The 24,408-nt window shown below is 67.2% G+C and carries 21 protein-coding genes and 5 pseudogenes; 15 read left to right on the forward strand and 11 right to left on the reverse strand.

Going from position 1 to position 24,408, the window contains the following annotated elements; genetic code table 11:
- Nucleotides 1-239: 239 nt before the first annotated feature.
- Nucleotides 240-416 (reverse strand): annotated as a pseudogene (locus tag AB0M67_RS38980) (ISL3 family transposase); the annotation flags it as partial.
- Between the two features lie 18 nt (nucleotides 417-434).
- On the reverse strand, nucleotides 435-1,037 hold the full coding sequence (locus AB0M67_RS38985; RefSeq protein WP_365752651.1) for a transposase family protein: 603 nt from the start codon (nucleotides 1,035-1,037) through the stop codon (nucleotides 435-437).
- Between the two features lie 189 nt (nucleotides 1,038-1,226).
- On the opposite strand from AB0M67_RS38985, the gene istA (AB0M67_RS38990) reads away from it, so the two are divergent.
- From istA (AB0M67_RS38990) to AB0M67_RS39015, 6 genes are all read left to right on the forward strand, one after another.
- Entirely contained in the window at nucleotides 1,227-1,988 is a 762-nt protein-coding gene (istA, locus tag AB0M67_RS38990; protein ID WP_365752653.1) for an IS21 family transposase, read from the forward strand.
- Between the two features lie 117 nt (nucleotides 1,989-2,105).
- Complete coding sequence (locus AB0M67_RS38995; protein WP_365752654.1) at nucleotides 2,106-3,179, forward strand: tyrosine-type recombinase/integrase; 1,074 nt, start codon at nucleotides 2,106-2,108, stop codon at nucleotides 3,177-3,179.
- The gene (locus tag AB0M67_RS39000; protein WP_365752656.1) at nucleotides 3,176-3,496 is read left to right on the forward strand and encodes a helix-turn-helix transcriptional regulator; all 321 of its coding nucleotides are present in this window, start codon (nucleotides 3,176-3,178) and stop codon (nucleotides 3,494-3,496) included. Before AB0M67_RS38995 ends, AB0M67_RS39000 begins: the two co-directional genes overlap by 4 nt.
- A 374-nt stretch (nucleotides 3,497-3,870) precedes the next feature.
- On the forward strand, nucleotides 3,871-5,037 hold the full coding sequence (locus AB0M67_RS39005) for a hypothetical protein (protein WP_365752658.1): 1,167 nt from the start codon (nucleotides 3,871-3,873) through the stop codon (nucleotides 5,035-5,037).
- A gap of 35 nt (nucleotides 5,038-5,072) precedes the next feature.
- The gene (locus tag AB0M67_RS39010; RefSeq protein WP_365752659.1) at nucleotides 5,073-5,903 is read left to right on the forward strand and encodes a S1 RNA-binding domain-containing protein; all 831 of its coding nucleotides are present in this window, start codon (nucleotides 5,073-5,075) and stop codon (nucleotides 5,901-5,903) included.
- 278 nt (nucleotides 5,904-6,181) lie between these two features.
- Nucleotides 6,182-6,853: a hypothetical protein gene (locus AB0M67_RS39015; RefSeq protein WP_365752661.1), complete on the forward strand. Its 672-nt coding sequence runs from the start codon at nucleotides 6,182-6,184 to the stop codon at nucleotides 6,851-6,853.
- A 285-nt stretch (nucleotides 6,854-7,138) separates the two neighbouring features.
- On the opposite strand, the gene AB0M67_RS39020 is transcribed toward AB0M67_RS39015, so the two are convergent.
- From AB0M67_RS39020 to AB0M67_RS39045, 6 genes are all read right to left on the reverse strand, one after another.
- A complete protein-coding gene (locus tag AB0M67_RS39020; protein WP_365752663.1) occupies nucleotides 7,139-7,831 on the reverse strand; it encodes a tyrosine-type recombinase/integrase in 693 nt (230 codons plus the stop codon).
- Nucleotides 7,828-9,207, reverse strand: a complete 1,380-nt coding sequence (locus AB0M67_RS39025) for a hypothetical protein (protein WP_365752665.1) — start codon at nucleotides 9,205-9,207, stop codon at nucleotides 7,828-7,830. The genes AB0M67_RS39020 and AB0M67_RS39025 overlap by 4 nt, the downstream gene beginning before the upstream one ends.
- Nucleotides 9,208-9,353: 146 nt before the next feature.
- On the reverse strand, nucleotides 9,354-9,695 hold the full coding sequence (locus AB0M67_RS39030; RefSeq protein ID WP_365752667.1) for a hypothetical protein: 342 nt from the start codon (nucleotides 9,693-9,695) through the stop codon (nucleotides 9,354-9,356).
- Nucleotides 9,696-9,957: 262 nt separating this feature from the next.
- Nucleotides 9,958-11,700: a hypothetical protein gene (locus AB0M67_RS39035; protein ID WP_365752669.1), complete on the reverse strand. Its 1,743-nt coding sequence runs from the start codon at nucleotides 11,698-11,700 to the stop codon at nucleotides 9,958-9,960.
- 1,288 nt (nucleotides 11,701-12,988) lie between these two features.
- The gene (locus AB0M67_RS39040) at nucleotides 12,989-13,135 is read right to left on the reverse strand and encodes a hypothetical protein (protein ID WP_365752670.1); all 147 of its coding nucleotides are present in this window, start codon (nucleotides 13,133-13,135) and stop codon (nucleotides 12,989-12,991) included.
- The gene (locus AB0M67_RS39045) at nucleotides 13,132-13,332 is read right to left on the reverse strand and encodes a hypothetical protein (protein WP_365752671.1); all 201 of its coding nucleotides are present in this window, start codon (nucleotides 13,330-13,332) and stop codon (nucleotides 13,132-13,134) included. The genes AB0M67_RS39040 and AB0M67_RS39045 overlap by 4 nt, the downstream gene beginning before the upstream one ends.
- A 17-nt stretch (nucleotides 13,333-13,349) precedes the next feature.
- Here AB0M67_RS39045 and AB0M67_RS39050 point away from each other — a divergent pair.
- The 7 genes and pseudogenes from AB0M67_RS39050 to AB0M67_RS39080 form a co-directional block, all read left to right on the forward strand.
- Nucleotides 13,350-14,290: pseudogene (locus AB0M67_RS39050) on the forward strand (XdhC/CoxI family protein); the annotation flags it as partial.
- A 153-nt stretch (nucleotides 14,291-14,443) separates the two neighbouring features.
- Nucleotides 14,444-14,632, forward strand: a complete 189-nt coding sequence (locus AB0M67_RS39055) for a hypothetical protein (RefSeq protein ID WP_365752673.1) — start codon at nucleotides 14,444-14,446, stop codon at nucleotides 14,630-14,632.
- A gap of 3 nt (nucleotides 14,633-14,635) precedes the next feature.
- Nucleotides 14,636-15,184, forward strand: coding sequence for a hypothetical protein (locus AB0M67_RS39060; RefSeq protein ID WP_365752674.1), 549 nt, complete (start codon nucleotides 14,636-14,638; stop codon nucleotides 15,182-15,184).
- Nucleotides 15,181-15,777, forward strand: coding sequence for a hypothetical protein (locus AB0M67_RS39065; protein ID WP_365752675.1), 597 nt, complete (start codon nucleotides 15,181-15,183; stop codon nucleotides 15,775-15,777). Before AB0M67_RS39060 ends, AB0M67_RS39065 begins: the two co-directional genes overlap by 4 nt.
- Nucleotides 15,778-15,907: 130 nt before the next feature.
- Nucleotides 15,908-16,102: pseudogene (locus AB0M67_RS39070) on the forward strand (hypothetical protein); the annotation flags it as partial.
- Between the two features lie 195 nt (nucleotides 16,103-16,297).
- Nucleotides 16,298-16,507 (forward strand): annotated as a pseudogene (locus AB0M67_RS39075) (IS5/IS1182 family transposase); the annotation flags it as partial.
- Nucleotides 16,508-17,119: 612 nt separating this feature from the next.
- Nucleotides 17,120-17,443 (forward strand): hypothetical protein, encoded by a 324-nt coding sequence (locus AB0M67_RS39080; RefSeq protein WP_365752676.1) that lies wholly within the window; start codon nucleotides 17,120-17,122, stop codon nucleotides 17,441-17,443.
- A gap of 295 nt (nucleotides 17,444-17,738) precedes the next feature.
- On the opposite strand, the gene AB0M67_RS39085 is transcribed toward AB0M67_RS39080, so the two are convergent.
- A complete protein-coding gene (locus AB0M67_RS39085) occupies nucleotides 17,739-18,191 on the reverse strand; it encodes a lamin tail domain-containing protein (RefSeq protein ID WP_365752677.1) in 453 nt (150 codons plus the stop codon).
- Nucleotides 18,192-19,151: 960 nt separating this feature from the next.
- Between AB0M67_RS39085 and istA (AB0M67_RS39090) the strand changes: the two are divergent.
- Nucleotides 19,152-20,806, forward strand: a pseudogene (istA, locus tag AB0M67_RS39090) (IS21 family transposase).
- On the forward strand, nucleotides 20,782-21,570 hold the full coding sequence (gene istB / locus AB0M67_RS39095) for an IS21-like element helper ATPase IstB (protein WP_365752724.1): 789 nt from the start codon (nucleotides 20,782-20,784) through the stop codon (nucleotides 21,568-21,570). Before istA (AB0M67_RS39090) ends, istB begins: the two are co-directional and overlap by 25 nt.
- A 981-nt stretch (nucleotides 21,571-22,551) precedes the next feature.
- Here istB and AB0M67_RS39100 read toward each other — a convergent pair.
- Nucleotides 22,552-23,295, reverse strand: coding sequence for a hypothetical protein (locus tag AB0M67_RS39100; protein ID WP_365752678.1), 744 nt, complete (start codon nucleotides 23,293-23,295; stop codon nucleotides 22,552-22,554).
- Between the two features lie 105 nt (nucleotides 23,296-23,400).
- Nucleotides 23,401-24,168: a transposase gene (locus AB0M67_RS39105; protein ID WP_365752680.1), complete on the reverse strand. Its 768-nt coding sequence runs from the start codon at nucleotides 24,166-24,168 to the stop codon at nucleotides 23,401-23,403.
- Nucleotides 24,169-24,408 lie beyond the last annotated feature (240 nt).

The following is a 24,408-nucleotide window of genomic DNA, read 5'->3' on the forward strand; positions in this document are numbered from 1 at the left end:
AACGGCCCGATCACTGCCCAGGCTTGATCAGTCACTTCATGACGACGCACCACGAACGGGCTAACGACCAACCGACATTGCGGACACGCCCTAGGAGGCTTCACACACCGGTTCCTCGCGTGTTACCTCTCCGTCTCGCTCGCCGGACCCGCACCATCTGGCAGTGCTGATACGTCCCGGCTTTGTAGGGGCCGCTTGCCACCCTCCTCGGCATCTCCCGGCTCAGGCTGCCCCCAGCTTCACCGCCCTGCTGCGACAGGACAGCGGCGAAGGTCTCCCACCTCCACTCGATCAATCAGCGCTTCACGGCGCACGTGCCAGAGATGCCACCGGTCCGCGACCTGGACGGCCTGCGGTGCACCGGCGGTGGCGCCCTCGGCGAAGAACGGCGCCCGGTCCCGGCACACGACCTCGACGCCGGGCCGGTCGGCGAGTCAGGCGGCCAGGCTCGATGCCTCCCGGTCGGGAAGCAGGTCGACAGGGCGGCGGGTTTCGACGTCGACGAGGACGGTGCCGTCGTGGCGGCCCTTGCGGGTGGCGTACTCGTCAACGCCGACCACACGCGGGGCGGGTACCTCCGGCTCGGGAAGGGCGTCGACCAAGCGCAGGACGGTGCTCCGGCTGACGGAGAACCCGAGCACGGAGCACAGGCGAGCGCCGGCCCGGCCAGCCAGGGCGAGACCGACCGCAGCCAGCGTCGCGCGCAGCCGCTCGGTCCGCTGACCGTGCCGACGGGTCAGGCCGAGTATCTGCTCGACGAACGTGCGGCGTGCGCACTTCGAGTTCTCGCAGGTGAACCGGCGGACCCTCAGTTGGAGAACAACGCTTCGTCCGGCGCTGGGCACATCGGCGGGAAACCGCAGGTAGGAACCATGAACCCGGTTCGACCAGACCCCGCATGCTGGGCAAGTAGCACCGTTCGCAGTGCCTTCTGCGTCGACCTGTACTGCCTCGATGCTCACGTCCAACGACAGCACCGCAACGTCCACGATCGAAGGGAACAACAGCTCCTTCAACCGGATCATGATCTCTTCCACGGTCCCGAACTGTCATGCCGACCGACTTGACGACGGCTCATTTTCGGGCGACTTCACCTACTGCTCGAAGAAGCCCAGCCGCCACGTGGCGTGAACACGTCACAAAAGTTGAGCCAGAGCCCGAGTTTTGACAGCGCCGGGGTACTTGCCAGGTCAGCATCGGGGTGCTCCTGGTGAAAGGTCCTGGTCATGCCGCAGATGTCCAAGGTCGAGCTGTACGCGGCGATCCGGCGTGATCACCGTGCCGGCATGAAGATGCGCGAGCTTGAGCGCAAGTACAACGTGTCGTGGCGGACCGTGAAAAAGGCCGTGGACTCGGTCTGGCCGGAACCACGGAAGAAGCTGCCTCCGCGGCCGACCGCGCTGGATCCGTTCAAGCCGGTGATCGATAAGATGCTGCGAACGGACTTCGACGCGCCGCGCAAGCAACGCCACACGATCACGCGGATCTTCCACCGGCTCGTCGAGGAGCACAGCGCCGACGTGTCCTACCAGATGGTCCGGCGTTACGTCGCCGACCGGAAGCCGGAGATCCTCGCGGCCTCGGGCAAGGCCCCGGTGGAAGCGTTCGTGCCGCAGACCCACCTGCCCGGTCACGAGGCGGAGGTCGACTTCGGCGACGTGACCGTGCGCCTGGCCGGCGAGCTGGTGACCTGCTATTTGTTCTCGCTCCGCCTGTCCTACTCGGGCAAGGCCGTCCACCGGGTCTTCGCCTCCTGCGGCCAGGAAGCCTTCTTCGAAGGGCACGTGCACGCGCTTCGCACGCTGGGCGGTGTTCCCCGGACCAAGATCCGCTACGACAACCTGAAGTCGGCCGTCGCCCAAGTGCTAGGGCTGAGCCGGGCCCGGGTGGAGACCGACCGGTGGATCGCTTTCCGCTCGCACTTTGTCCATGTTCCCGTGGGTTCCCACTGCTTCCCGACTGGGTCAGCGACCTCGACGGCTGTGTGATCTGGGACTTATGGTCTCGTGGACACGATCGGGTGATTGATGCTCGTTCTTCAGGAATCCTGAAGTCTCCTCGGCTGTCATGGCGTAGTCGTCGGATAGCTGAAGGGGAGGAACGGGATGGCACTGGCCGTCGTGCGCGATCTGCGGCCGGAGCTCCGGCTGGAGACCTCCGAGGAGGTCGCGGCTTTCGAACAGGATCTGCTCGCTGAGTTCGTCCTCGCGCGGGCCTCTGCCGGAGTCCTCGACGACACCATCCGCGGTGACGTCGGCCCGGTCCTTGGCCTGCGGGAATGGTTCGGTCGGCCGCTATGGGAGATGAAGGCCCAGGACCTCGACCGGTACTTCGGGCGGCACCGTCGCGACTCAGCCTCGGGCACCAAGGTCCGCCAGGCCGCGGCCTTCGCCGTGTTCTTCGAGTTTCTCGAGCTACGGCACAAGGCCGGCATCCACGCGGCCACCGGCTTTGTCGTTGAGTCCGCGCTGGATGAGATGAACCGCCCTCGGGGTGGCGCCTCCGCGAGGCTGCGGATCCCGCCACCGGAGGCGGAGATCACCGCGCTCTTCAGCGGCTGGCGATGCGACATGGAAGAGGCACGCAAGTACGCTCCGGCCGCCCGGAACTACACCGCCTCGCGGCTGGCCAGCCTCATCGGTCCGCGGATCTCGGAGCTGTGCCTGCTGCGGATCGGCGACGTTCGCTGGGACTTGGGGCGGTTCGGCAAGGTCCTCCTCAAGGGCAAGGGCAGCCAGGGACGCGGCAAGAAGGAACGGCTTGTCCCGCTCATCAACGGCTCCCGTGACCTGCTCGAATGGTGGGTCACCGGGCCGCGGTGGGAGTTCGACGACAAGGTCAACGACCCCCGTGCCCCGCTGTTTCCCTCGGAACGCAGATACGGCGACGGCTCCAGCAGAGCCGTGACCGACGATGCTCTGCGGACCGGGCTCGCAGAGGCGGTCGCTCGGCACCTGCCGCACCAGGTCGGCCAGCTCACACCGCATGTGCTGCGGCACTTTGCCGCTTCCGACCTCTACCGCAACGGCATGGACGTCGTTGCCATCCAAGAGATCCTCGGACATGAATGGCTCAACACGACCTTGATCTACGTGCACGTCGAAAAGTCCCACGTCGAAGATGCCTGGATCCGAGCAGGCCAACGGGCCACGACCCGATTCGGAGGGACATGCCGATGAAGTGGAACCTGCGGATGGTCGCCGCACAGCGCGATATCTGGAAGGCATCCGAGCTCCAACGAATGCTTGCGGAAGCCGGATTGGTAATTTCCGCTGGCAAGATGTCCCACCTGTGGTCCGGGCGGCCACTTACCGTCCGCCTGGCCGACCTCGACATCATCTGCGAGGTGCTGGACTGTACGACCGCCGACCTCCTCGTCCCGGAGAAGATCAGCGTCCGGCAGGAGACCACAACCTTGGAGGTGGAGAAGCAAGTCGTCGGCGGCAGCCCGATCACTCACCAACGCCGCCCGGGTCGCTCGGGGCCGCCGCTATGAGCACGCCCGTCCGGCGATCACGACCCTGGGCCACCCGCAGCTGCCGGGACTGCTTCGGCTGGGGCTGGATCGACCGCCCACGTTGCAAAGCCTGCTGGGGCTTCACCTCAAAAGCCACCAGCCAACACTGCGACGTCTGCACACGCGAGGTCGCCGCAATGGATGGGATCTGTCGCCTCTGCCGCCGCCAGGCAAGCCTGATCGCCGGACCGGACAACAAGACCCGCGTCGACCTGACAGTAGCCGCCCACACAGGACACCAGCTCTTCATCATCGGCACCCTGCGACCACGCGGAGGCCCCCGGCCTCAGGCTCATCCGTCTGCACCGTGGTCACCGCAGCCGCACCGGGTTCCGGCCCGTTGGACGGAGCTGTTGCTGTTCGACATGCCGCGCGAGCTTCGCGGCGTCAGCAGCAAGGCCCCACCGCTCGACCCTGAACTGTTCGCATCCTTGAGTGCCCGGGCCGCCCGGATCGCGGAACTGCGTGGCTGGCCGCCCCGCACGCTCGGCTCAGTGCGACGCGGCATCCGGATTCTCTGCGCGGTTCACCAGCCAGGGGAACGGATCCGGGCCTCAACCATCAGTCAGCTCACCCATACGGCAGTGCCCGCCAACCACGTCCTGGAGGTGTTCGAGGAGCTCAACATCTTCTCCGACGACCGGCCCGACTCGCTCGACGTCTGGTGCGAGGAACACCTGTCCTTCCTTGCTTCGGATGTCCGAGCTGAGCTGGATGTCTGGATCGCCATCCTGCGGCACGGGACCACGCGTCGCAGGCCACGTGCCCGAGCAACGGTCATCACGAATCTGAGGAGCATCCTGCCGTTCCTGACCGAGTACGCCGGTAGGTACACAACCCTGCGGCAGGTAACACGGGACGACATCACCGGCTGGCTGGCCGACCGGCCCCATCGTGCCTACGAAGCCAGCGCCTTGCGGTCGCTTTTCGGCACCCTCAAGGCTGAGCGGCTGGTCTTCGCCAACCCAATGCGAGGCGTCAAGGGCGGCAAGCTGGCGATCAAGATCCCCGCGTCCCTCACTGCGGACGAGATGAAGTCCGTGGCTCACGCTGCATCGCAGGATCCGGCCGTTCGCGTGGTCGTGGCCTTGTCCAGCATCCATGCACTGCCCGCCCGCCATATCCGCGAGATGCTGCTGGAGCAGGTGGACCTACCCGGACGCCGGCTCGATCCGGAGGGCCTGAACCGTCCGCTGGACGACTACACCACCGAGGCGATCGGCGACTATCTCGCCTATCGCCATCACCGCTGGCCGAACAGCACTAACCCACACCTGTTGGTCAGCCGGAACACAGCCACGACGACAATGGCGGTGGGCACGTTCTGGATGGACAGGCTGGTCAAGGACCTACCCGTGGGCGTCGACCGGCTACGGCAGGACCGCATCCTGGAGGAGGCTCTTGCCAGTGGCGCGGATCCTCTACACCTCGCGCACGTGTTCTCGCTCGGTGCCAAGACCAGCCTCCGCTACACGACCGCCGTCGCCGTCTCGGTCGCCGAGCACGAGTCCGTCCCTTGAGCTGACAAACGGTTTCCCGTGAGAGGCTGGGCGGCATGGGCGGGGCGTCGGACGATGAGTTTTCCGGGAAGTTTCTGGCTGCGTTGCAGGTCGGTGATATCTGCAGCGGGATCGTGGCAGAGGTAACTCGACGAGGTATGTCGGTGATCCTGGACGGTTTTGCCGCACGTCCGCTGGGGTTCGTGGGGTCGCTGGATCTGTCCTGGGTCCGGTTCTCGGCAGCGGCGGTGGAGGTCGGCGACCGGATCACCGCCGAGCTGACTGCCATCGACCTGGAGCAAGGTCGGGCTTGGATGTCCACGGCCGCCACGGAGAACCCCGAGCTCTGGGCATTCCTGAAATCCCTCCGCGCCGGCGAACTACTGTCAGGCCAGATCGGCTCGATCGAACGGTTCGGAGTGTTCGTGGCGCTGGACGACGGCCCAGACCATCCGGTCTTCCCCGGTGTCGGGTTCATCACGATCCCCGAGCTGTCCTGGCGACGCTTCGAGACAGCTTCGGACGTCGTTCAGGTTGGACAGCGCGTTTCGTGCGAGTTCCTCCAGTTCGACACAACGAACGGCGAGGCCAGGCTATCCCTGCGAGCGACGCAGCCCGACCCATTCCAGACCTTCGCCGAGATCACCACGGTGGGGCAGACCCTGCAGGGACGGGTCACCAAGCTGGTCCCGTTCGGAGTGTTCGTGCAGGTCACCAACGGCATCGATGGACTGGTCCATCTGCAAGAGCTCACCTGGACACCTGTCGAGGCTCCAGAGGCGGTCGTTCAAGTCGGCAACGAGATTACGGTCGTCGTCACAGAGATCGACCGAGAGCGACGCAGGCTGAGCCTCTCCCGACGACAGGCTTCTACGGCTCTCGAGTGACCTCTCTAGGTCTCGCCGCAACCTGAAGCAAGCTCCGAACCACCGTCTTCGTTCCGGCAAACTGCTCTCCTGACACCGTGGGTTCGTCGCGACCACCCTTCAGAATTCGCGAACTCACGGAAGATCAACATCGAGAGCTTCTACTGCCGACCCGGAATTGGAGGCGCCCATGAGAAGGGCGGAGTCGAGGGGATGATCGGCTACTTCCGCCGCAACCACTTCACACCGGTCCCTTCTCTGAACTATCGAGGTTGAAGCTTGGCAGTAGCGTCACGCTGGTGAATCTCAACCTCTTCAATGATGTGCCTGATGGCCTGACACAACGAGCCCGATCGTTCGTCCGCGCGCACGGCGTCAAGGTCGACGTCCGCTCCGTCGAGGAACACAGACAGTGGTGGCTTGAGCGAGACATCCCCGCGGCGGTCATCGACCGGATGGCGGCCTATCAAGAGCAATGGGGCGGCCTGGTGCTGCCACCCGCATCCAAGTACGACGGCGGCCCGAGATACCTCGAAGCGGACTCTCCCGAAGGCTCTGAGGCCGAAGGGTGGTGGTTCGAAGCGGGTGTGCAGCGAACAGCGGTTCCCTACTCATTCGTGATCGGGCCATCGGGTGAGTTTGGCATTCATGCAGGTCAGTGGTCGCCCCTTCATGTCACCGTCGAGGGCTGGGTGGAGTCGCTCGCGCTGACACACCACGCGTCCATGTGGGCAAAGGAGATCGTCAAGGTCACTGGCGACAGAGTCGACGACATCGTGCTCGACGAGTACGAGCCAGTGCACGAAGTGCGGGGCTTGGCCGACACCTGGTGGCGAGGGGCCGACTCACTGGTGGCGATCTATTCAGGGGAGGCCGAGGCCCTGGATTTCCCGCGGGGTCGCACTGCGTTGATCTACTCCAGACTTGATGAGTGGGGCCTGCGAGGAGGCGTCAAGGACGGTGGCAGCTGAGCCCGTGACAAGCCTCCTGTTTCGGTGGTGACATGACGCCCCGCGACGTCGGGGAAGGTCGGCATGCCGAGGTGAATGGCGGCAGCGCGGTGGGTGATGAGGTTGTCGAGCTGGGCGAGCTTGGCATTGGCCGCGGCAAGGCTGACCTTGAGCCCTTCGGCCTCGCCGGCCCAGCTCTCTCGCTCGGCCTCGGCGATCCGGTCGATGAGGTTGTCGCAGATGTTCACCAGGCGGGGCCGCTGGGCCGGGGCGGCCCGCAGGAGCGGGCAGCGGATGCAGCTGTGCTCATGAATGCAAGCTGGTGCCGTAGGCCCGGCCGCAGTCACCGAGGGCGACCTTTCGGCGTTCGAAGTGGCCGAGGAACTCCTCCCACTCCTCCTCGGTGAGGCTGCGGTACTCCTCGCTGGGCCGCAGGTCCCGGCGGCGGGCGATGAACGCCCGGTGTCCGTTGATGACTTCCTCGGGATAGACCGCCTTGTATCCCATGGTCGTGTTGATGTCGCGATGTCCGAGGATCAGCTGGGCGATGTGGGGCGGCATGCCGTTCATGACGGCATCGGTGGTGAAGATCCTCCGGAAGTCGTGCGGAGCGAAGTGCAGCGGCTCGCCGGTCGCGTCGGTGAATCCGGTGGCGGCGAGGGCATCCTGGAGGAGGGTGCGGATGCCGTCGATGGGGATCGGTCGGTCCTCGAGTCCGATCTTGCGCTGGAACAGCAGCGGCATGGGCGGGTTCCAGACCTTCTCGTGGTGGTCGTAGGCGATCACGAGCGGGACGCCGCCATCGTCGGCGCGGACGCGGCAGATGATCGCTGAGAGCACGTCGGCGAGTTCCGGGGAGACGACCAGGAGCCGTTCTTCGTCGGTCTTGGACGGCGCGATCTGCAGCAGCGGGACGAGCTCGCCCGTGCTCGGCAGCCGATATTGGATCAGGCTGTGGTGCGAGATCTCGCTCAGTTCCTCGATCCGGATGCCGGTCATCCGCAGGACCTCGACTGCGGCCCAGCCCCAGAAGGAATTGCTCTCCTCCCTCGCCAGGTTCCGGCGCCGGCCGATTGCGGGGGGTCCTCTGCCCAAAGGTGAGGCGAATGCCGCTTGAGGATCGCGCGCCGCAGCGTCTGTCCGCCGGCGGTGAACAGCTCGCCGGGGCAGATGTGTTCGGCGGCAGCCAGACGAGCCGCGGCGGCTTTGCGGTTCCGGTCAACCGCTTCGAGCAGGGCCGGGAGGACAGGAAGCCGCTCCCGGGTGCGCTGGTCCATGGGGGCCTTCTGCCGCGACTTCATCTTGCGTTGCTGAACGTCGTCGGCGCGGACCGGGCAGGGAACCGCCCACGGACCCCAGCGGGCGGGTTCGTCGAGGGCCCACTGCGACAGGTCCAGGTAGAAGGCGCGAACGGTCATCAGCGTGTCGGAGGCGGTGGCCCGTTCCACCGTGGTCTCCACGACCTGGCCGTGCTCGCTGGTGCTGCGGACGATCCGGGTCTGCAGGCGTCGCTTCCAGGCTGCGGCGACGGCCGGCGCGAGCCGGAGCGAGTCGATGCCGGGATGGTGTTTCTCTAGGTCCTTCCAGAACCACAGGGCCAGCGCGGTCGCCAGGCCAGTCAAGGTGTTGTAGTCGACGCCGGGCTGACGCTCTGCCAGATAGTCGACCAGCAGGTCGCGGACGGGGCGGCAGGCCAGGTCGTAGCGGTCGACGAGTTGCTCGGTGGAGAGCTGGCCGGGGAAGCGCGTGCTGAACATGCGGACCGAAGGCGGTGCACCAGCGGGGAAGGTGCCGAGAGAGTGCAGCAACTGATAGCAGAATGGGCTGTGCCGGGCGGACTTTCCCGGCCCTGGGAAGATCTCCTTGCTGGTCTTGAACAGTTCCAGGCAGTCGCCGGGGGTGAGGTCGGCAACCATGCCGCCCTTCGCCGCCATGATGAGCGCGATCTTCTCGATCGCGGGCAGCACCGTAGAGTCGCCAACCGTGCTCGCGGTCCGCAGGGCCCGGAGCTTGGCGATGGCCTCGCCGTCGCGGACGCGTTCCATCTCGTTCGTGATTCGTAGGGGCGAGTTGGTGGCGATCAACCAGCCCAGATCCGGTCGCAGGACGTCGCCGCCGATCAGCTGGACCAGGCCCATGCCGAGGATTTTGAAGATCCGGTCCCCGCGCGGGCCGAGGTTGTCGACGCTCCTCAGGTCGTCGATGAGGCGGGTCCGCCAGTCCACGTGTCCGTCGACACCGACGCCGCTGGCGTCCCACCGCTCCTGCCACGTGCTGCCGGGCTGCATCTCCAGCCAGTCGAGCACCTTGAACAGGGTCAGCTTCCGGTTGCAGCGCGTCTTGGAGTCGTGCCCCGGGAATGGTGGCGTGAGCATGCGGGTCACCACGGCGGCTCGAGAGACTCGGGTCGCGGGCCAGCTCTTTGGGTTGGCCCGGGGCGGGAACTTCTTCCAGAGGGCCTCGGCCTCCGCGCTGAGCTGTCAGGGCCGAGTGGCCACTGCTTCGGTGATGGCGCTGGTGGTCACGGCCGCTCCCGGCCGAACAGCACGTCCAGGCTCTCCGGGCGGACGAACACGAACGTGTCGAACTGATCCGCCCGTTGTGCCAGAGCCTTGGCGAGGTCAGACCTGATCTTCTGCCTGATCTCGGTCGCGCTCACCGTCTGGGGGGGGGGAGCGTAGCAGGCGTACAGCTTGGACTCGTGTAGCATGAACCCGTCAGAGCCCTGGTCGCCGAGCCGCCCATGGGTCCTGACATCCAGAAATTCTGGGTGGCGGGCACTCATCAAGCGATGAAAGAAAGCCTCGAACGTGCTCTCGTTGAGTTCGGCCATGAGTTCCATGAACTTGAGCCGGGCGTACATCCTCTGTTCGTACTGTATCTTCTCCCCGAACGTTCCCCAGCAGGGTAGTCCCCGATGATCGGAACGGACACCTGCTTGTACTACAACCGCCCTCCCCTGAGCGGCATCCGGCCACTCCACTGAGGGGGTCCAGCAGGGATGCCCAAACCGGGGTAAGCCCGCCTTGCCGCAGAGGGGCCGGAACAAGGTGGGGGCGTTCCTGCGCGCCAGGCGGACCAGCCCCGGCCCGGGTACGGCCCGGGGCCGGGGCGCCGTGGCCGGGTCAGAACTCGGCGTACTCGCGCAGGGCAGTGCGGAACACTGTTGCGTTCGCGCGCGCTGGGCTAAGGCCCTGGCGGACCTGGGCGCTCTGATGGATCACGAACGCCCGCTGCTCGTCGGGGATATGGTCCAGCACGGTCCGGTTCGGGCTGCGGCGCGGCGGCTGGGGCAGCCGGCCCAGTACCGGCATCCCGTGCCGGGCCAGTTCGGCATCGACCCTGGCGGCGAACACGTCCGGGCCGTTTTCCTCGTGTACGCACCGAAGGAGGAGGCCGGTCATGGGTACGTCGGCGAAGGGAACCCTCGCCAGGCGGCTGTGCAGCCAGGCAATCGCGGACTCGGCTGGAGTCAGGGTGACGGTGCGGCGCTGAAGCTCCCCGGCGTGCACCGTGGTGATCTTCGTCGCCCTCGGGAAATGCCGGTCGGTGACGATGAGATGGTCATCGGCCAGAGGGGAGAAGCCCAGCAAGGGGAGGTCTGCCCACTGGCGTTTGATCATGATGATGTGGTCGAACTCTGCGCGCGCCCGGGCGAGGTCGGCTTCGAGGTCGCCGTAGACGAAGTCGGCCTTCCCTTTGAACATGGACCCGGGCCCGCCCGTCAGCCGCGCGCGCTGCCACGAGGCGGTGTTGCTGTGCCGGTTGCGGCTGCTGTCCACTCGGAGAACCAGCGTGTGCAGTCCCTGCTGTGCCCAGGCGGCGGCGAGTTGCTCGGCGGCGTCCAGCCGGTCATCTCCCCAGGGATCGATGAGCTGGAGGACGTGTCCGGCGCGGCCCTCGCTGACGGTGCTTGCCGAAGGCTGCCGTTCGCGCACGAACGCCGAGAGGACATGAGCGCGGGCGCGGCCTGGGCGCCGGGCGGGGCGATTGCTGTTGCCGCGGACCGTGCGGACGGTGAGCCGGCCGGAGGCGAAGGTCTGGACGCATTGCTGCTCGTCGCAGCGGTGTCCCTCGGTGTCGGCAGTCAGCCCTGGCCCGGCCACTGACTCGGCGAGCGCAGCGGCCAGGATGTCATCGTGCAGTGGACGGTGTTGTGGCAGGCAGCGGTGCACCGTCCAGGCCAGGCCAGAGCTCTGCGGCTGGCTGGTGAACGTCACCGTGCTGGCGGCGGCCAGTGACTCCCACAGATGCAGGCGGCGCAGCAGCGAACTGACCAGGTAGGGCTGCACGCGGTGCGGGTCCACGGGCTTTGCCGTCTTGCTCATCGTCTGCACGGGGCGGTTGCGGCGCGGAGGCCGGGGCATCGGGTCGTGCGGGGTGTCCTCGGTCCACAGCGGCACGTGGCGGCGGCCCTCCATCGCTGACCGGTGGGCGTCCAGGGCTGCGGCGAGATCGCAGCCCTTGGGGCCAAGGAGCAGGGCGCGTCCGGCGCCGGTCCCGCCCAGGACCAACTCGATGCCCCGGCGGCCGGCTGACGCTCGCAGGTCGAGGACGCCGTGGCGCGACCTGCGCCCGTCCCGGTAGGGCAGCAGGAGCAGCAGCGAGGTGAGGGACTCCGCAGATTCCAGGCGCAGCATCAGCTGGTCGGAGCTGGGAACGACTTCGCTGACACCCAGAGGGTGGCGGCCTCGTCCCTCGCCGAGAGCTTGCAGCAGGTGGGACTCCAGCCGTGCCTGGTCACTGCCTTTGGCCGCAGGCAGCGGCTCGGACCAGTCCCGAAGCTCGCCCAGGCGACGCCGCGCTCCCGCCAGACTCTCGCCGGTGAGCTGGCGTCGGACGTCGACGATGTACTGCTCGATCTGCATCGCGCTCTCCCTTTGTTCCTGCCCCGACCCGGCAGAAGGTGCGTGAAGATCAGTAACAAGACGGCCCGCGTGGAGGCGCAAGAACGACGTGGACAGCGCACGAGAGGGTGTTGTCCGTCGGCGTCAGGGTCGGTTCGCGGCGCCCGGAACTGGCCGCCTCGTACAGCCAGGTGGAAGTAGGGAACCCTGCCCTCTCGTGTCATGGCAAGTCCCTGACCGCCCGGCACAGGACTGTCCGCCCGAAAGGAGTACGGGCAGTCGGCTCGAGCTGACGGAGGTCCCGGCTCCGCCGCCGCCCACACCCGCACGCAGCCGAAGCTGGCTGGCTGACCTCGCCCGCCATCACCTCGACGGCTTCAGACGCCCAGAGCGCGGAGGAACGTGCGGAGTTCCTCCGCGTAGCGTTCCCGTTGCTCGAACGGGACGAAATGGCCGCCGCGCTCAGGCTTGGTCATGTAGGCGTTACCGGCGAGATCGGTCGTCGATCAATCAGGAAGGCCCTCGCAGCTTCTCGGACACCTTCCTGAACCGGCGTTGGAGACCAGCGAGATGACGGACCTCGGCCGTTGTCCCGGCTCACACGGCCTTGTCACTGCCTCACTCGGCCTTGGGGCGAAACTGGCTCCCGGCTGCAGCCGGGAGCCAGTACTCGGGTTGTGCTACCGCTCTGCGGGAAGTGGGACAAGATCGAGGCTGGCCACGGCGACTCCGCGGCGCAGGGGCGGGATCTCAGAGCGGTACGCGGGCAGGATCGGCAGCGCCTCGCCAAGCGCCAGGCCCGTGCGATTACGGACGCTGCCGTCGGACACTGCGTAGGTCTCGTCAGTAGGGAACGCGCCACGCAGTCGCCAAGCCGCCACCGGCTCAACGTCCTTGACCGCCACAACGCGCTCGCACTAGCTCGCCTTGCTGACGGTGATGGCCCAGGCCCGTTCCACCCAGACCTCAAGCTGCTTCAGGTCGAAGGTGTCATGAAACGACTGGTTCACCGATACGAACAGGATCGGACACAGCATCACGCTGCTACTCTCAGAGCGCCTTTCGAGCGCTCAACTGCGGGCTCGCCTGTGGGTGCCCTGCGGGGGCAAATCTAGAACGGGACGGCGGCGGCCCACAGCCCTTTCACCGGAACCGGTTCGAAGGGCAAGGAACGCGCCTGCAGGCACCACGAGTTGAGGCGCCGAGCGGGATCCTTGCCCCGCCCGATGGGGGCCTCGTTGTCGTAGATGGTTGTCGAGGCAGCACAGTCGTGTCCGCCCTCCGCCCTCCGCCCTCCGCAGCTCCCAGGTCAGGTGGTCGGCTGCGCCGCTTTACGGGCGCGGTCGTACTGGTCGGGGGTGTCGGTGAAGGAGAGGTGGCGGAAGCGCCAGCCAAGGTGGTGTTGGGCCTTGGTGCTGGTGACCAATTCGTGCTGGTCGGTGACCATCTGCATCATGCCCCCGCCTGGGCGGTCTCCAGGGTTATCTCGCCGGTGTAATCGGCGGAGCGGGTGGCGGCACGTTGCATCTCCACAGCGGTAGGCCGCTGGTCATAGGTGATGACGAACACCTCTCCGTCAACGGCGGCGGGGCGGCCGAGGATGCGGACGTAGGCGTCGGCGAGGACGTGGACCCAGTTCCAGCGCTTACCCAAAGATCAAGACACACCCGCTCGAGGACGGGGAGTCGGACCTCGAACGCTTCGGATACAGCGACGACGACGCCTTCGCCGTGGGACTGACCTGCAACGGCATCATCGACATCCTCATCACGCCGGTACGCGCCTCGGATGAAGCCGTACGCGGCGTGCTCGCGGCCGCGCTGGCCACCACCGCCGTGGGGGAGGCGGCGGCGCTCGCGCGGATCGTGAAGGGACCCGCCGAACTGCTCCGCCGGGCGCTGCTCGTGCGCCCCGACGGCTCGTACGAGGGCGGCTTCGGCGCTCACCCCGAACTCGACCGCACGGTCGCTGCCGAGACACTCGCTTATCTCGACGTCGGTCGCACCGCCACCCTGGCCATCGGCGAGCAGGGATCGCGCTGCGGAGCACCGCTCACGCTGCTCGTCGAATCCTTGGCCACTGCCCCCCCGGATGAACGTCTTCGGCGCGATGGACTTCGCGTCCGCCCTTGTGCGGTGCGCCAAGTTCCTCGGCTACCACGTCACCGTGTGCGACGCGCGCCCCGTCTTCGCGACAGCCGACCGCTTCTCGGAGGCCGACGAGATCGTCGTCGAATGGCCGCACCGGTACCTGGAGGGCACCTCCGTCGACGGCCGCACCGTGCTGTGCGTCCTGACGCACGACGCCAAGTTCGACGTCCCGCTCCTTCGGCTCGCGCTGCGTCTCCCGGTCGCCTACGTCGGCGCGATGGGCTCGCGCCGCACTCATCTGGACCGCAACGAGCAGCTGCTCGAAGTCGGCATCACGGAGCTGGAGTTGACCCGGCTGCACTCACCCATCGGCCTTGACCTGGGAGCACGCACCCCGTAAGAGGTGGCGCTGTCCATCGTCTAGGAGATCGTGGCGAACCTGCGGGGTGGCGCTGACCGGGGCGCACACGCCGATCCATCACGAGGCAGGTTCGCCCCGCGGAATCGGGGCCGTGGCCTGATCCCTTCCGCTCTCGTCGCGTGGTTCAGCGCAAGCCCTGCGCACGGCAGGTGACTCCCCGGCCCGCCCGCCGCGGCCCTGGCCCTTCTCCGGCATGCTGTCGGACAGGCCAGACACAAGGTCCGGGAGCTCTGCAGGACGGTGGGAGCGACGCATGCAGAAGGAGCCGGGCGGTACGGCGTCGAGCACGGGGAGCAAGAAGGGCAGCGGCACCAAGTCCAGCAATAGCAATAGTCGGCAGAACGAGTTGGGCAACCGGGCCACGGCGGCCTACCGCCTCGGACTGCGCCTGAACCCCGAGCTCTTCCTCAACCCCAACGCCACCCAGCTCGTCTCCCTGTGATTCATGGGCGCCACCCCAGCCGCCTACCACTTCGACGAGAGCGACAAGATGACGCAGGACGTCAAACGGCACATCTGGCTCCAGATGGTGCGGTCCTACCTGTCGCACCGGCCGGGAACCAAGGTGGGAGAAACCATCAAGGGACTGGACTACAAGACGGCCTACGGCGCTTCCATGAACGACCTGCCCCTCAAGGGGATGATGGCCGGCGAGGTGTCCGACGCCTTGATGCAGCTCATGGGGGACGACGACCCCGCCACGGCGGAGGGAGCGACCCGGGCGGCTCTCGGCTCCTTCAATCTGAAGGCCACCGTGACCGGATACAAGACGCTCAACCGCCGGGGAACAGTGCAGTTCGAGATCACGCAGTCGATGACCGTCGAATCGCTCACCCGCGGGGTGTCGAAGCAGGGGTACGAAGGCGGCGAGAAGGACCCGAACGCCTCGGCCATGTCGGACGCCGCACGCTGGGTCTTCCCCGGTGGACAGAAGGATTTGAAGATGACGTTCAACTGGACGGAGTCCATCCCGATGCCGAGGCCGGGCCGGTGAGCCGGCCGACCGCCGCCGGAACCACCCGGCGCCTGGTCTCCGCCGCGCTGGCGCTCGCGGTGGCGCCGCTGATCTCGTCCTGCGTCGACAGCCGGACCGACCCCCCGCCCCCGCCCGTCGCCGTGACCGCGGAGGAGCTCTACGGCACCTGGCACGGGTGGGAGGGCAGCTCCCTGACACTGAAACCCGGGGCGAAGGCGGAGACGACGAAGCTCGACGGTCAGGAGTTCGCCTTCGACGACGGCTGGCGGATGACGGGTACCGGCACCTGGAGCATGCAGGAACCAGGTGCATATCGCGGAGGCAACACCGTGGGGAACGGGTCGGTGATCCGGCTGGAGGCCGCGCCCGCGGCCAACGCAGCCACGTCGGTGGACGGGGCGGACGCCACCCCTCCCGTCGGCACGCCGGACACAGCGGCCTCCCCCGACCCCATGGACGCCGCCTCGCGGACCGCGCCACCGCCGGCCCGCGCTACGTGGGCCCTCGGGGTCACCAAGGAGAAGAATGGGAAGCTGCGTCTCTTCTTCCTCACCTCGGACCCTGATGTCCGCGACACGTACTACCTGACCAAGGACGGCGCGGGGGCCTGAGCAGGGGCCGGACAGCCAAACGCCCGGCCGGATTTCTCCGGCCGGGCGTTCCGCGTTCCCACTCCCTCACGTCGGCCGCCGCCCCGGACCGGCGCGCGAGCAGCGGCGGTGCCGCGAGTCCGCCACCGCACACCTGGCCGCGCTGCCGGGCATCACCGTCCTGGCCCTCGACCTGTCCGCCGCACTGGCGATCGCCAGGCAAGAGACCTGGGCGGCGGCCCACAGCCAGCACGCGGCCCAGCCGAACCCCGAACGGCCGGAGGGAGCGGTCGTCGCCACCACCGTCCCCGCTCGGTGGGAAAGCGAACCCGTACCATCCTGTTGAGGTTGGCGCTGATGGGATGGTCCGCCGTCTCCAGGGCGAACCGTCGCCGCTGAGTTCGGTGTCGCGGTGAAGACCGGCTACCTCACGCTCGAACTGCCCCGCGTCCGTTGGGGCAGGCAACGGCCTGTGCGGAACGACGAAGCTCCTGGTAGACGGGTTCTCGACCAAGATCACCCATGCCGCCAGAAGCTTCGTGTGCTTGTCCGCCCCGCGTCTATCGATCTGTCCAGCCGTCTTGCGGTATCTGAGCAGGCAGCTCGCCGCACGGCAGAGGGAGATCGGGACGCGGTGGCGGCGCCTGCCCGCAGGCCGCCAGGCCCTGCTGTCCGGTGCGGGGACACCTACGCTCAGCTCGCCGCCGGGTTCGGCATAGGCATCGCGACCGTGTACACCGCTTGTCATCTTTGACTCTCCCCGGACTCTCTTCAGTCCCTGTCGGTCATGTTCCCGCCAGTTACCGTTCCGGCACCAACCGAGTCCGTCGTGGACGGCGTCGGTCCGTTTGCCGTTGGCGTCCACGTTGGCGGTGGCGACCCCTCGTGCGGGGTCAGGCAGCGAAGGGGGGGTGGGAGTTTCGCGGCCGAGGCGGTAGGCCATGTGGCGGAACCGCGGTTCGTGTCTGTATGGTGTCAGCCTGGTCAGGTGGTAGGCCCCATAACAGGTGGAACCCAGTTGAGTGCCGATTCCGACGACGTTCAGGACAGCACCACCCCGCCGACGCCTTCCAATGAGGGCTCATCAGAACACCGGCAGCCGAAGTGGGCATGGTGGGTGGTCGGGGTGCTGGTACCTGTCTTGGGCATAGCGGCGACAGCGGTAGTCACTGCGTGGCCGTCATCATCAGACGACAATGCTCCTGTTGATGCCGTGTCCTCGTCCTCGTCTGCGTCTGCGATTGCGGGGGAGCAGGACAGCGCCTCGCCCTCGACGGAGATCCCGGCACCATCGGCATCGTTGCCCGACACCTCGAACGACGTTCAGTACACAGGCCCTGTACGCATCGCGGAATCCGGGCCCATGCTGGACGAGAAACCGCCGAAGCTCGACCGCTATTCGGCAGATGTCCATCTGGGTCTCATCAATCCGCCGAGGATCTCCTCGGACACCGGCTCGGACATCAACCTGGCGTTGTGGCCGGAGCAGAGAATGCCGACCAGGCAGGAGTGTTTTGACCTGATCTCCACTCAGGGTGTCTGGAGAGTCGAGGTTCGGCAGGGCAAGGTAGTCTGCCTCAAGACACAGGCCGGACGCATCGCTGTCCTGACCGTCACCTCAACGAGCAACAGTTTCAGCACTGGTGTTACGGCGCAGGCGACTGTGTGGTCAGAGATCTCCGACTGAAAGTCCCGGGCCGGAGCACCGCCTGACTTGGAGTTGGGCATAAAGGCCGATCCGGCGGCGAGGCGCCGGAGGCTGTGACCGACGAGTCGCGAGGGCTCTCGGTCGCTGGCAAAACCCTGATGGGGATGGTGCCGTTGGCTGAAAGAGATGGCAACCGTTCCAAGTGGGTCAGGGCATGGCAGACCTCCGTGAAGCCCCGAGATGTCCAGGCTGGTGGAGGCCGGGCCGGTGGCATCCGGATACACGAACGCCCGCCCTGTGAGAATCGGGGCGGGCGTATGTTACGCGGTGGGCGTCAGCACATCTTGTAGTCGACCTTGGTTGAGTTGTATGAGCACGTGTCGGCTGTCGTGCCCGTTGACCTCTTCAGTGTCGCTGTGTCCTTGTCGTTGTTCCACACGTAGGCGGCCCGGCCCTGGTAGCGGGTCGCAGTTGTGTTCGTGCCCTTCCCGGTGCGCACCACTACCGACTTGCCCGCGCCGAGGGTGTACGTGCTGAAGACGTATTTGTGGTTGGCCACGTCGACGAGCGTCCAGCCCTTCAGGCTGACAGCCTTCGAGGTTGTGTTGCGGATCTGGACGTACTCGCCGTTGATGCTGGCGTTGGCACGAGTGTCCGTGCCCGGGCTGTCGTAGACAATCTTGTACAGGTGGACCGAGCCAGCGGCCTGCGCCTGGGTGGGCAGCAGGATAGTGCCGGCGAACGCCGCCGCGACAGCAGCGGCGGCAAGCGTGCGGGTGTGACGCATGTATGTCCTCGTGTTCAGGCCGAGCACCCCCCTGGCATCCCGGCAGACGCACAGAATACGGCCAACATGCTCCGAAGCGGGTCCTTTTGGGGAATCGGGGATCCGAGGCATCAGGGGTGGCGATGCCGGGCTGGCGAACCGTCCTGCGGCAGAAGTAGGTGGTTCTCGACGACGACATCCACCGTCCGGGGCCCTTGGGCCCCGGACAGGCTGGGCAGTCTCATCTTTCGCATCGGCTTCCTGGGTGTGACCAGAGTGGTGCCGGATATGGTTACTGACGGGATTCCGAGGCTCCACGCTCCAGGCGCTGGAGAGCGGCAGCGCGGGGGTCGGGAAATCGCGTACGCGGTCTTCGGCCGGGAGTGGCGTGCGCTGATGCACGAGGGGGCCGCCGAACCGCTGCACCGGGCGTTTGCCCCTGCCGCTGGGCATCTTGGAGCAGACCGGCCCTCGCCGCTACCTCCACACCCTGCTCAACTTCAACGACGAGGCTTGGATACGTGCCGATGAACCTGCGCTTCAATGCGGACGGCCCAGCGCAGGATGGAGTCAGCCCGTCATGTACTCGGAGACGTTTCCGGCAGGCGACAGCCTGTCGCTGCGCATTGCTCGCGCCCCGGCCGGCGGGGCGCGTACGACATGGTGGTGAACCAGCAGCCGCGATGCCCGAGGACCCTGCCGCTCGCCTCATGGCCTGACGTCGGCCTGGACGGGAGCTCCAGGAATTAGGAGGAGACCATGGACGCTGCATGGGGAGTCTCAGGGCGGCAACTCCCGCCGGACCGCTGATGTGCAGACGCTGGCGTTAACGGTCTGACCTGGCCCCGCCTTTCCGGCCCGAACTGGCCCCACCGGCGGGGCGCGCGGGAGCGTTGGGGGGTTGTTCCGGCTTGAGCTGGCCCCACTTTGGAGCTGGGGCTGGGACGCTCGCGGTAGGTCGCCGTGAGGGGGCGATGTCGGGTGGCGTCCTCGAAGGAAGAACTGTTCCTGCTGATCCGCCGGGACTCGTGGCAGCAGGGCCTGTCGGTCCGCGCGTTGGCGCGCAAGTACCGGGTCCACCGACGGCTGGTGCGCGAGGCGCTGTGTGTTCCACCGTGCCCGCGCCGCGCCGGACGCCGCGACGGCATTCGCCCAGGCTGGAACCGTTCAAGAAGACGATCGACCAGTGGCTGCTCGACGACCTGGATGCTCCGCCGAAGCAGCGGCACACAGTGAAAAGGATCCTGAGCCGGCTTCAGCAGGAGGCCGGCGCCGACGTCGCCTACTCGACGGTGTGGGACTACGTGCACCGGCGCCGGCAGGAGATCGCCGAAGCAGCAGGAGCGACACCGGCGGCGGGATTCATGATCCGCCACAACCAGCCCGGCATGGACGCGGAGGTCGACTTCGGCGAGGCGTGGGTGGACCTGGCCGGCGAACGCACCAAGTGCTTCGTGTTCGCGTTCAGACTGGCCTACTCCGGCAAGGCCGTGCACCGCATCACCGCGTCCTGCGGACAGGAGGCGTTCTTCGACGGACACGTCCACGCGTTCCGCACGCTGGGCGGTATCCCGGCCGGTCAGATCCGCTACGACAACCTCTCCCCGGCAGTCTCCCGAGTGGTGCACAGGAGCCGCTCCCGCGAGGAGCATCCACGCTGGGCGGACTTCCGCAGGCACTTCTCGATCACCCCTTTCTGCTGCGAGCCCGGTCTTCGCGGCGCCCATGAGAAGGGAGGGGTCGAAGGCCAGGTGGGCTACTGGCGCCGGAACTACCTGACCCCGGTCCCGCGCGTTGACTCCCTCAACGACCTCAACGACGCCTTCGCCCGCTTCGAGGAGACCGAGGAGAACCGGCGGATCGGGATGCGGATCCGCACCATCGGCCAGGACTTCGCCCGCGAAGCCCCGCTCCTACTGCCCCTTCCCGAGGATCCCTTCGAGACCGGCCTCGCGCTGAACCCGCGGGTCGACCGCTACGGCATGGTCGCCGTCCGGGTCTGCCGCTACTCGGTTCCAGTCCGCTTCATCGGCCGCACGGTCCACGTTCTCCTACGGTCGAGCGAGGTCATGGTCTTCCACGGCCGCACCGAGATCGCCCGCCACCCCCGCCTGACGACCAAGGGTGCCGAACGGGTGGTGCTGGACCACTTCCTGGAAGTCCTGCTGGCCAAGCCCGGCGCCCTGGCCGGCTCTGAGGCGCTCGATCAGGCTCGCCGCGAGGGCACCTTTACCCCCGCCCACGAAGCACTCTGGTCCACGGCCAAGCACACACTCGGCGAGTCCGAGGGCACCAAGGCCCTGGTCCAGGTCCTGCTGCTGCACCGCCACCTGCAGCACCGCGACGTGGTCGCCGGGATCCGTGCCGCGCTCGCGGTCGGCGCCTGCACCGCGGACGTGGTCGCGCTGGAAGCGCGCAAGGCCGCCGAGACCGAGGGCCGGTCTCCGACCGTCACCGCCACCACCGTCCTGCCCGAGCCGGTCGCCCCGCCGGACCTGCCGCTGCCCAGCCTGACCGAGCGCCGGGCCACCCGCCTTCCCGCCGACCAGCGGCCGCTGCTCGCCCTCGAACGCTGGGACCAGCTTCTGCACCGTCCTGGAAAGGAAACCCGATTACCGGCCCGCACCACACCCTGACCGAGCCCGCCTCCGACGCCGCGATCGACACCGCCTGCCGGGTCCTGCGGCTGCCGACGATGCGGGCCCAGTTCACCGACACCGTCGCCCGCGCCGAGCGCGAGCACCTGTCCTACCGCGGGTTCCTCGCCGAGCTGCTGATGGCCGAGTGCGAGGACCGGGACCGCCGCCGGTCCGAGCGCCGCATCCGCGCAGCTGGCTTCCCACGCCCGAAGTGGCTCTCGGACTTCGACTACACAGCCAACCGGAACGTCACCCCGGCCCTGATCAACAACCTCGCCACCTGCGAATGGGTCAAGAAGGGCGAGCCGCTCTGCTTGATCGGTGACTCCGGCACCGGCAAGTCCCATCTGCTGATCGGCCTCGGCTCCGCCGCAGCGATGGCCGGCTTCCGGGTCCGCTACGCGCTCGCCGCAAAGCTCGTCAACGAACTCGTCGAAGCCGCCGACGAGAAACAGCTGACCAAGACCATCGCCCGCTACGGGCGCGTCGACCTGCTCTGCATCGACGAACTGGGCTACCTCGAGCTCGACCGCCGCGGAGCCGAGATGCTGTTCCAGGTTTTGACCGAGCGGGAGGAGACGAACAGCGTGGCCATCGCCTCGAACGAATCGTTCGGAGGCTGGACCAAAACGTTCACCGACCCCAGGCTCTGCGCAGCCATCGTTGACCGACTCACCTTCAACGGCACCAGCATCGAGACCGGCACCGAGTCCTACCGCCTCGCCCAGACCAAGGCCAGGCAGCAGCAGACGAAGAAGTAGCCCCGAGGCCAGCTGGCCGGTGGCATCTAATCTGCGCTGCCTCGGGCCTGGCGGTCCAGGTACTCAATCAGCCTTGTTTCCGAACGTGCAAGCCTCTCCCGTTGTTCGCCAGGAAGCGAAGCGAGGGCGTCGACCAGGACCCGCTTTCGCGGAACGTGCACCATGTTGCAGGAGTAGATCCGGCAACTGGAACACCAGGCGAGTCCGATGCACCGCTCGAACATGGAGGACTCGGGCGGATGGAATCGGTACTGGTACGAGCGGACGGGCGTTCCGCAGTCGGCACAGACCCGACGGTCCCCGTCGAAGACCGTGTCCCAAGTCCCGACCTTGCGCCAGCCGGCCGGTGCTCTTCAAGTCGTCATGCCCAGCATTCTCTTCCACAGCGAGTCGCCCGGCACAGCCGTCCCCGGCGAAGCCGGGGACGGAGCAGGCCGGAAGCCGGGGCCACGTCAAGCCGGAAGAATCGCCGCGCCAGCCCCGAAGTGGGGCCAGTTCGGGCCGGAAAGGCGGGGCCAGTTCAGACCGTTAACGCCAGCCGGCCGCCGCGCGACACGTTTTCCCTGACCTGCCGATCCGGCCTCCATGGTCCAGGCCACGGCGGCGTAACGCCGGTTACCTGCAGGGCATTAGACCGCGTCTTTTGGATCTGGCCGGATCAGGGAGCGCCCGCCGCGGCAGCGGCTCATGTCGCGTGGTGCGTGCGATCGCAAGGCGCAGGAGGGAGGCATGGCGGAGCCGTGCCGACCGGCGACAACGGCGGGGCACCCTCCCGCGCACGAAGGGCTACGGGGGAGAGCATGCGTGCCATGCCCCGCAATCCCGGCGAGATCCCATAAACAAGTCCTGGCGAGCTGGTTCGGGGACGCGTGAGCGGTAGCGGCAGATCCGGCAGAGGCATCGGTCGGCGGTCTGGTCCAGGTGGTCGGTGGAGCGGAGGTACGCGGTCTTCTCCCCGCTCCACCGGCCACCTTCATCTGTTTACAACTCCCTGTCCCCTTGCCAGGTGACCGACGTCAGCGCGTCCAGGCCGCCATGTGCCAGTCCTTTGTAGGTCACTGTCCGGGCGGGGCCGAGTTCGTGTGCGGTCCGTTCCGCCAGGTCAGTTCCCTCGCGGAACAGCCGTTGCCACTCGGCGTCGTACTTGCCGTCCTCCCGGTCCCGCACGTCCAGGTTCAGAGTGGTGTTGATGCTCTCCGCCCACCTGTACAGAGCGGCGACGAGCTCGTCGGACAGGGTCAGGGCGGCTGCGGGATCATCCGGAAAGAAGTCCCCGAATCCGTCCGAGCGCAGCGGACCGAACCCATACTCGCCCTCGACCGTAATGTCGAGCGGGTGCGGGGGCGTGCCGTGGGGGTCGCGCTCCCAGTGGAGGCGATCGCACCCCCAGCAGAGCCACTTCGTCGTCTTGTGGCCCTCGTCCCAGTAGCGCACCGTCCATGACGGCCCGAGATGCCTGGCCAGTCGCTGGGCGGCCGCCAGACCCTGCTTGACGTACTTGCGCAGGTCCGGCCGGGAGGCGAAACCCCCCGATGGGTGGGTCAGCGACCAGGCTCGCAGCGCGTCCGCCAGATCTGCCGGGAGGTCCAGCTGGGAATCGTCCAGCGGGATGTTTCGGGTGAAGGCGCCGAGGTCCTCGAAGGCCCCGGGATCCTCCGGCTCGTACAGCGGTGACGGCTCATCCCGGGCCCGCACGAGCACGTGCCGCAGTTCGTCGAAGGTCATACGGGATTTGCTCCGATCACGAATCCGTTGTCGCCCACGCTAAGGGTTGTCCCGTAATTGATCTTCGGCTGTGGCGGAGTGCGCCGTGGGGCGGGGTGGCCTGTGTTACGTGGCCTGGAGGAGGTTGTGCAGGCGGGCGATGCCGAGCATGGCGTGGTGGACGCCGTCGCCCTTGAGGCGGCAGTCGCGCAGGATCTTCCAGCTCTTCATTCGGGCGAAGACATGCTCTACGCGGGCCCGGACCTTCTTGTGGGAGCGGTTTTGCTCCTTCTTCCAGTCGCACAATTCTCCGCCGGCGGGGCGTCGATGCGGGATGAGCAGGCCGGTGCCCGGGTAGCTGCCGTCAGCGATTGTCGTCGTCCGCCCGACGGCGGCCTTCGCCCCGGACTCGGACCATGCCTTGCAGTCGTTGCGGTTGCCCGGCAGGGGCCGACCGACCACGACGACCAGGCGCGTGTCGGCGTCGATGACGACCTGGTGGTTGGTGGAGTAGCGGTAGTTCTTGGACTGCTCGGCGATGCTGTGGTCGCGGGTGGGTACCAGAGTGCCGTCGGCGATGAGCACGGCGTCCTTGCGGAATCGTTGCCGCTGCTTGAGTGCGAGGATCGGGCCGGTATGGTCGATGATCCGGTCGGCCGCGGACTTCGAGACGCCAAACAGCGGGGCCAGTTGCCGCAGCGTCAGGTTGGTGCGCCAGTAGGCGGCCACCAGCAGAACCCGGTCCTCCAGCGGAAGCGACCACGGCCGCCCTGGACGGGGCGTGTCAGCCCCCTCCCGGCGCAGCATCGTGATCAGCTTGCCGAAGGAGCGCGGGCTCAGCCCCGTGAACGGACCTATGCACGACGGCTCCGACGCTGTAATCACATGAGGCACCGAAAGGTCATTTCATCCGCGATCGGCAGCTCGGGATGCGCCCAGCCTCAGAACTCCCACCAGAGATCGATGCTCCGGTGGACTCGCTGGCGAAGACAGCTTGAGTGCGTGTAGGCCTTCTGCCGCACGCCACCGCCTCGTGCCGGGTCAATCGCGCCGAATCTGACCTCGGTCGCTGCCTTGTCCTGATCGAGATCGATGCCTTGGTAGCAGAAGCAGCAGATGGGGCTCTGATTCAAC

Origin of the sequence: Streptomyces sp. NPDC051662 (assembly GCF_040681655.1) — a bacterium.
Lineage (GTDB): Bacteria > Actinomycetota > Actinomycetes > Streptomycetales > Streptomycetaceae > Streptomyces.

Bases quoted from the DNA above. Each gene is read 5' to 3' on its own strand.
- istA (WP_365752653.1), top strand. From the start codon at position 1,227: ATGCCGCAGATGTCCAAGGTCGAGCTGTACGCGGCGATCCGGCGTGAT.
- AB0M67_RS38995 (WP_365752654.1), top strand. From the start codon at position 2,106: ATGGCACTGGCCGTCGTGCGCGATCTGCGGCCGGAGCTCCGGCTGGAG.
- AB0M67_RS39000 (WP_365752656.1), top strand. From the start codon at position 3,176: ATGAAGTGGAACCTGCGGATGGTCGCCGCACAGCGCGATATCTGGAAG.
- AB0M67_RS39010 (WP_365752659.1), top strand. From the start codon at position 5,073: ATGGGCGGGGCGTCGGACGATGAGTTTTCCGGGAAGTTTCTGGCTGCG.
- AB0M67_RS39020 (WP_365752663.1), bottom strand. From the start codon at position 7,831: ATGACCGGCATCCGGATCGAGGAACTGAGCGAGATCTCGCACCACAGC.
- AB0M67_RS39025 (WP_365752665.1), bottom strand. From the start codon at position 9,207: ATGCTCACGCCACCATTCCCGGGGCACGACTCCAAGACGCGCTGCAAC.
- AB0M67_RS39030 (WP_365752667.1), bottom strand. From the start codon at position 9,695: ATGTACGCCCGGCTCAAGTTCATGGAACTCATGGCCGAACTCAACGAG.
- AB0M67_RS39035 (WP_365752669.1), bottom strand. From the start codon at position 11,700: ATGCAGATCGAGCAGTACATCGTCGACGTCCGACGCCAGCTCACCGGC.
- AB0M67_RS39040 (WP_365752670.1), bottom strand. From the start codon at position 13,135: ATGATGCAGATGGTCACCGACCAGCACGAATTGGTCACCAGCACCAAG.
- AB0M67_RS39055 (WP_365752673.1), top strand. From the start codon at position 14,444: ATGCAGAAGGAGCCGGGCGGTACGGCGTCGAGCACGGGGAGCAAGAAG.
- AB0M67_RS39060 (WP_365752674.1), top strand. From the start codon at position 14,636: ATGGGCGCCACCCCAGCCGCCTACCACTTCGACGAGAGCGACAAGATG.
- AB0M67_RS39080 (WP_365752676.1), top strand. From the start codon at position 17,120: ATGCTGGACGAGAAACCGCCGAAGCTCGACCGCTATTCGGCAGATGTC.
- AB0M67_RS39085 (WP_365752677.1), bottom strand. From the start codon at position 18,191: ATGCGTCACACCCGCACGCTTGCCGCCGCTGCTGTCGCGGCGGCGTTC.
- AB0M67_RS39100 (WP_365752678.1), bottom strand. From the start codon at position 23,295: ATGACCTTCGACGAACTGCGGCACGTGCTCGTGCGGGCCCGGGATGAG.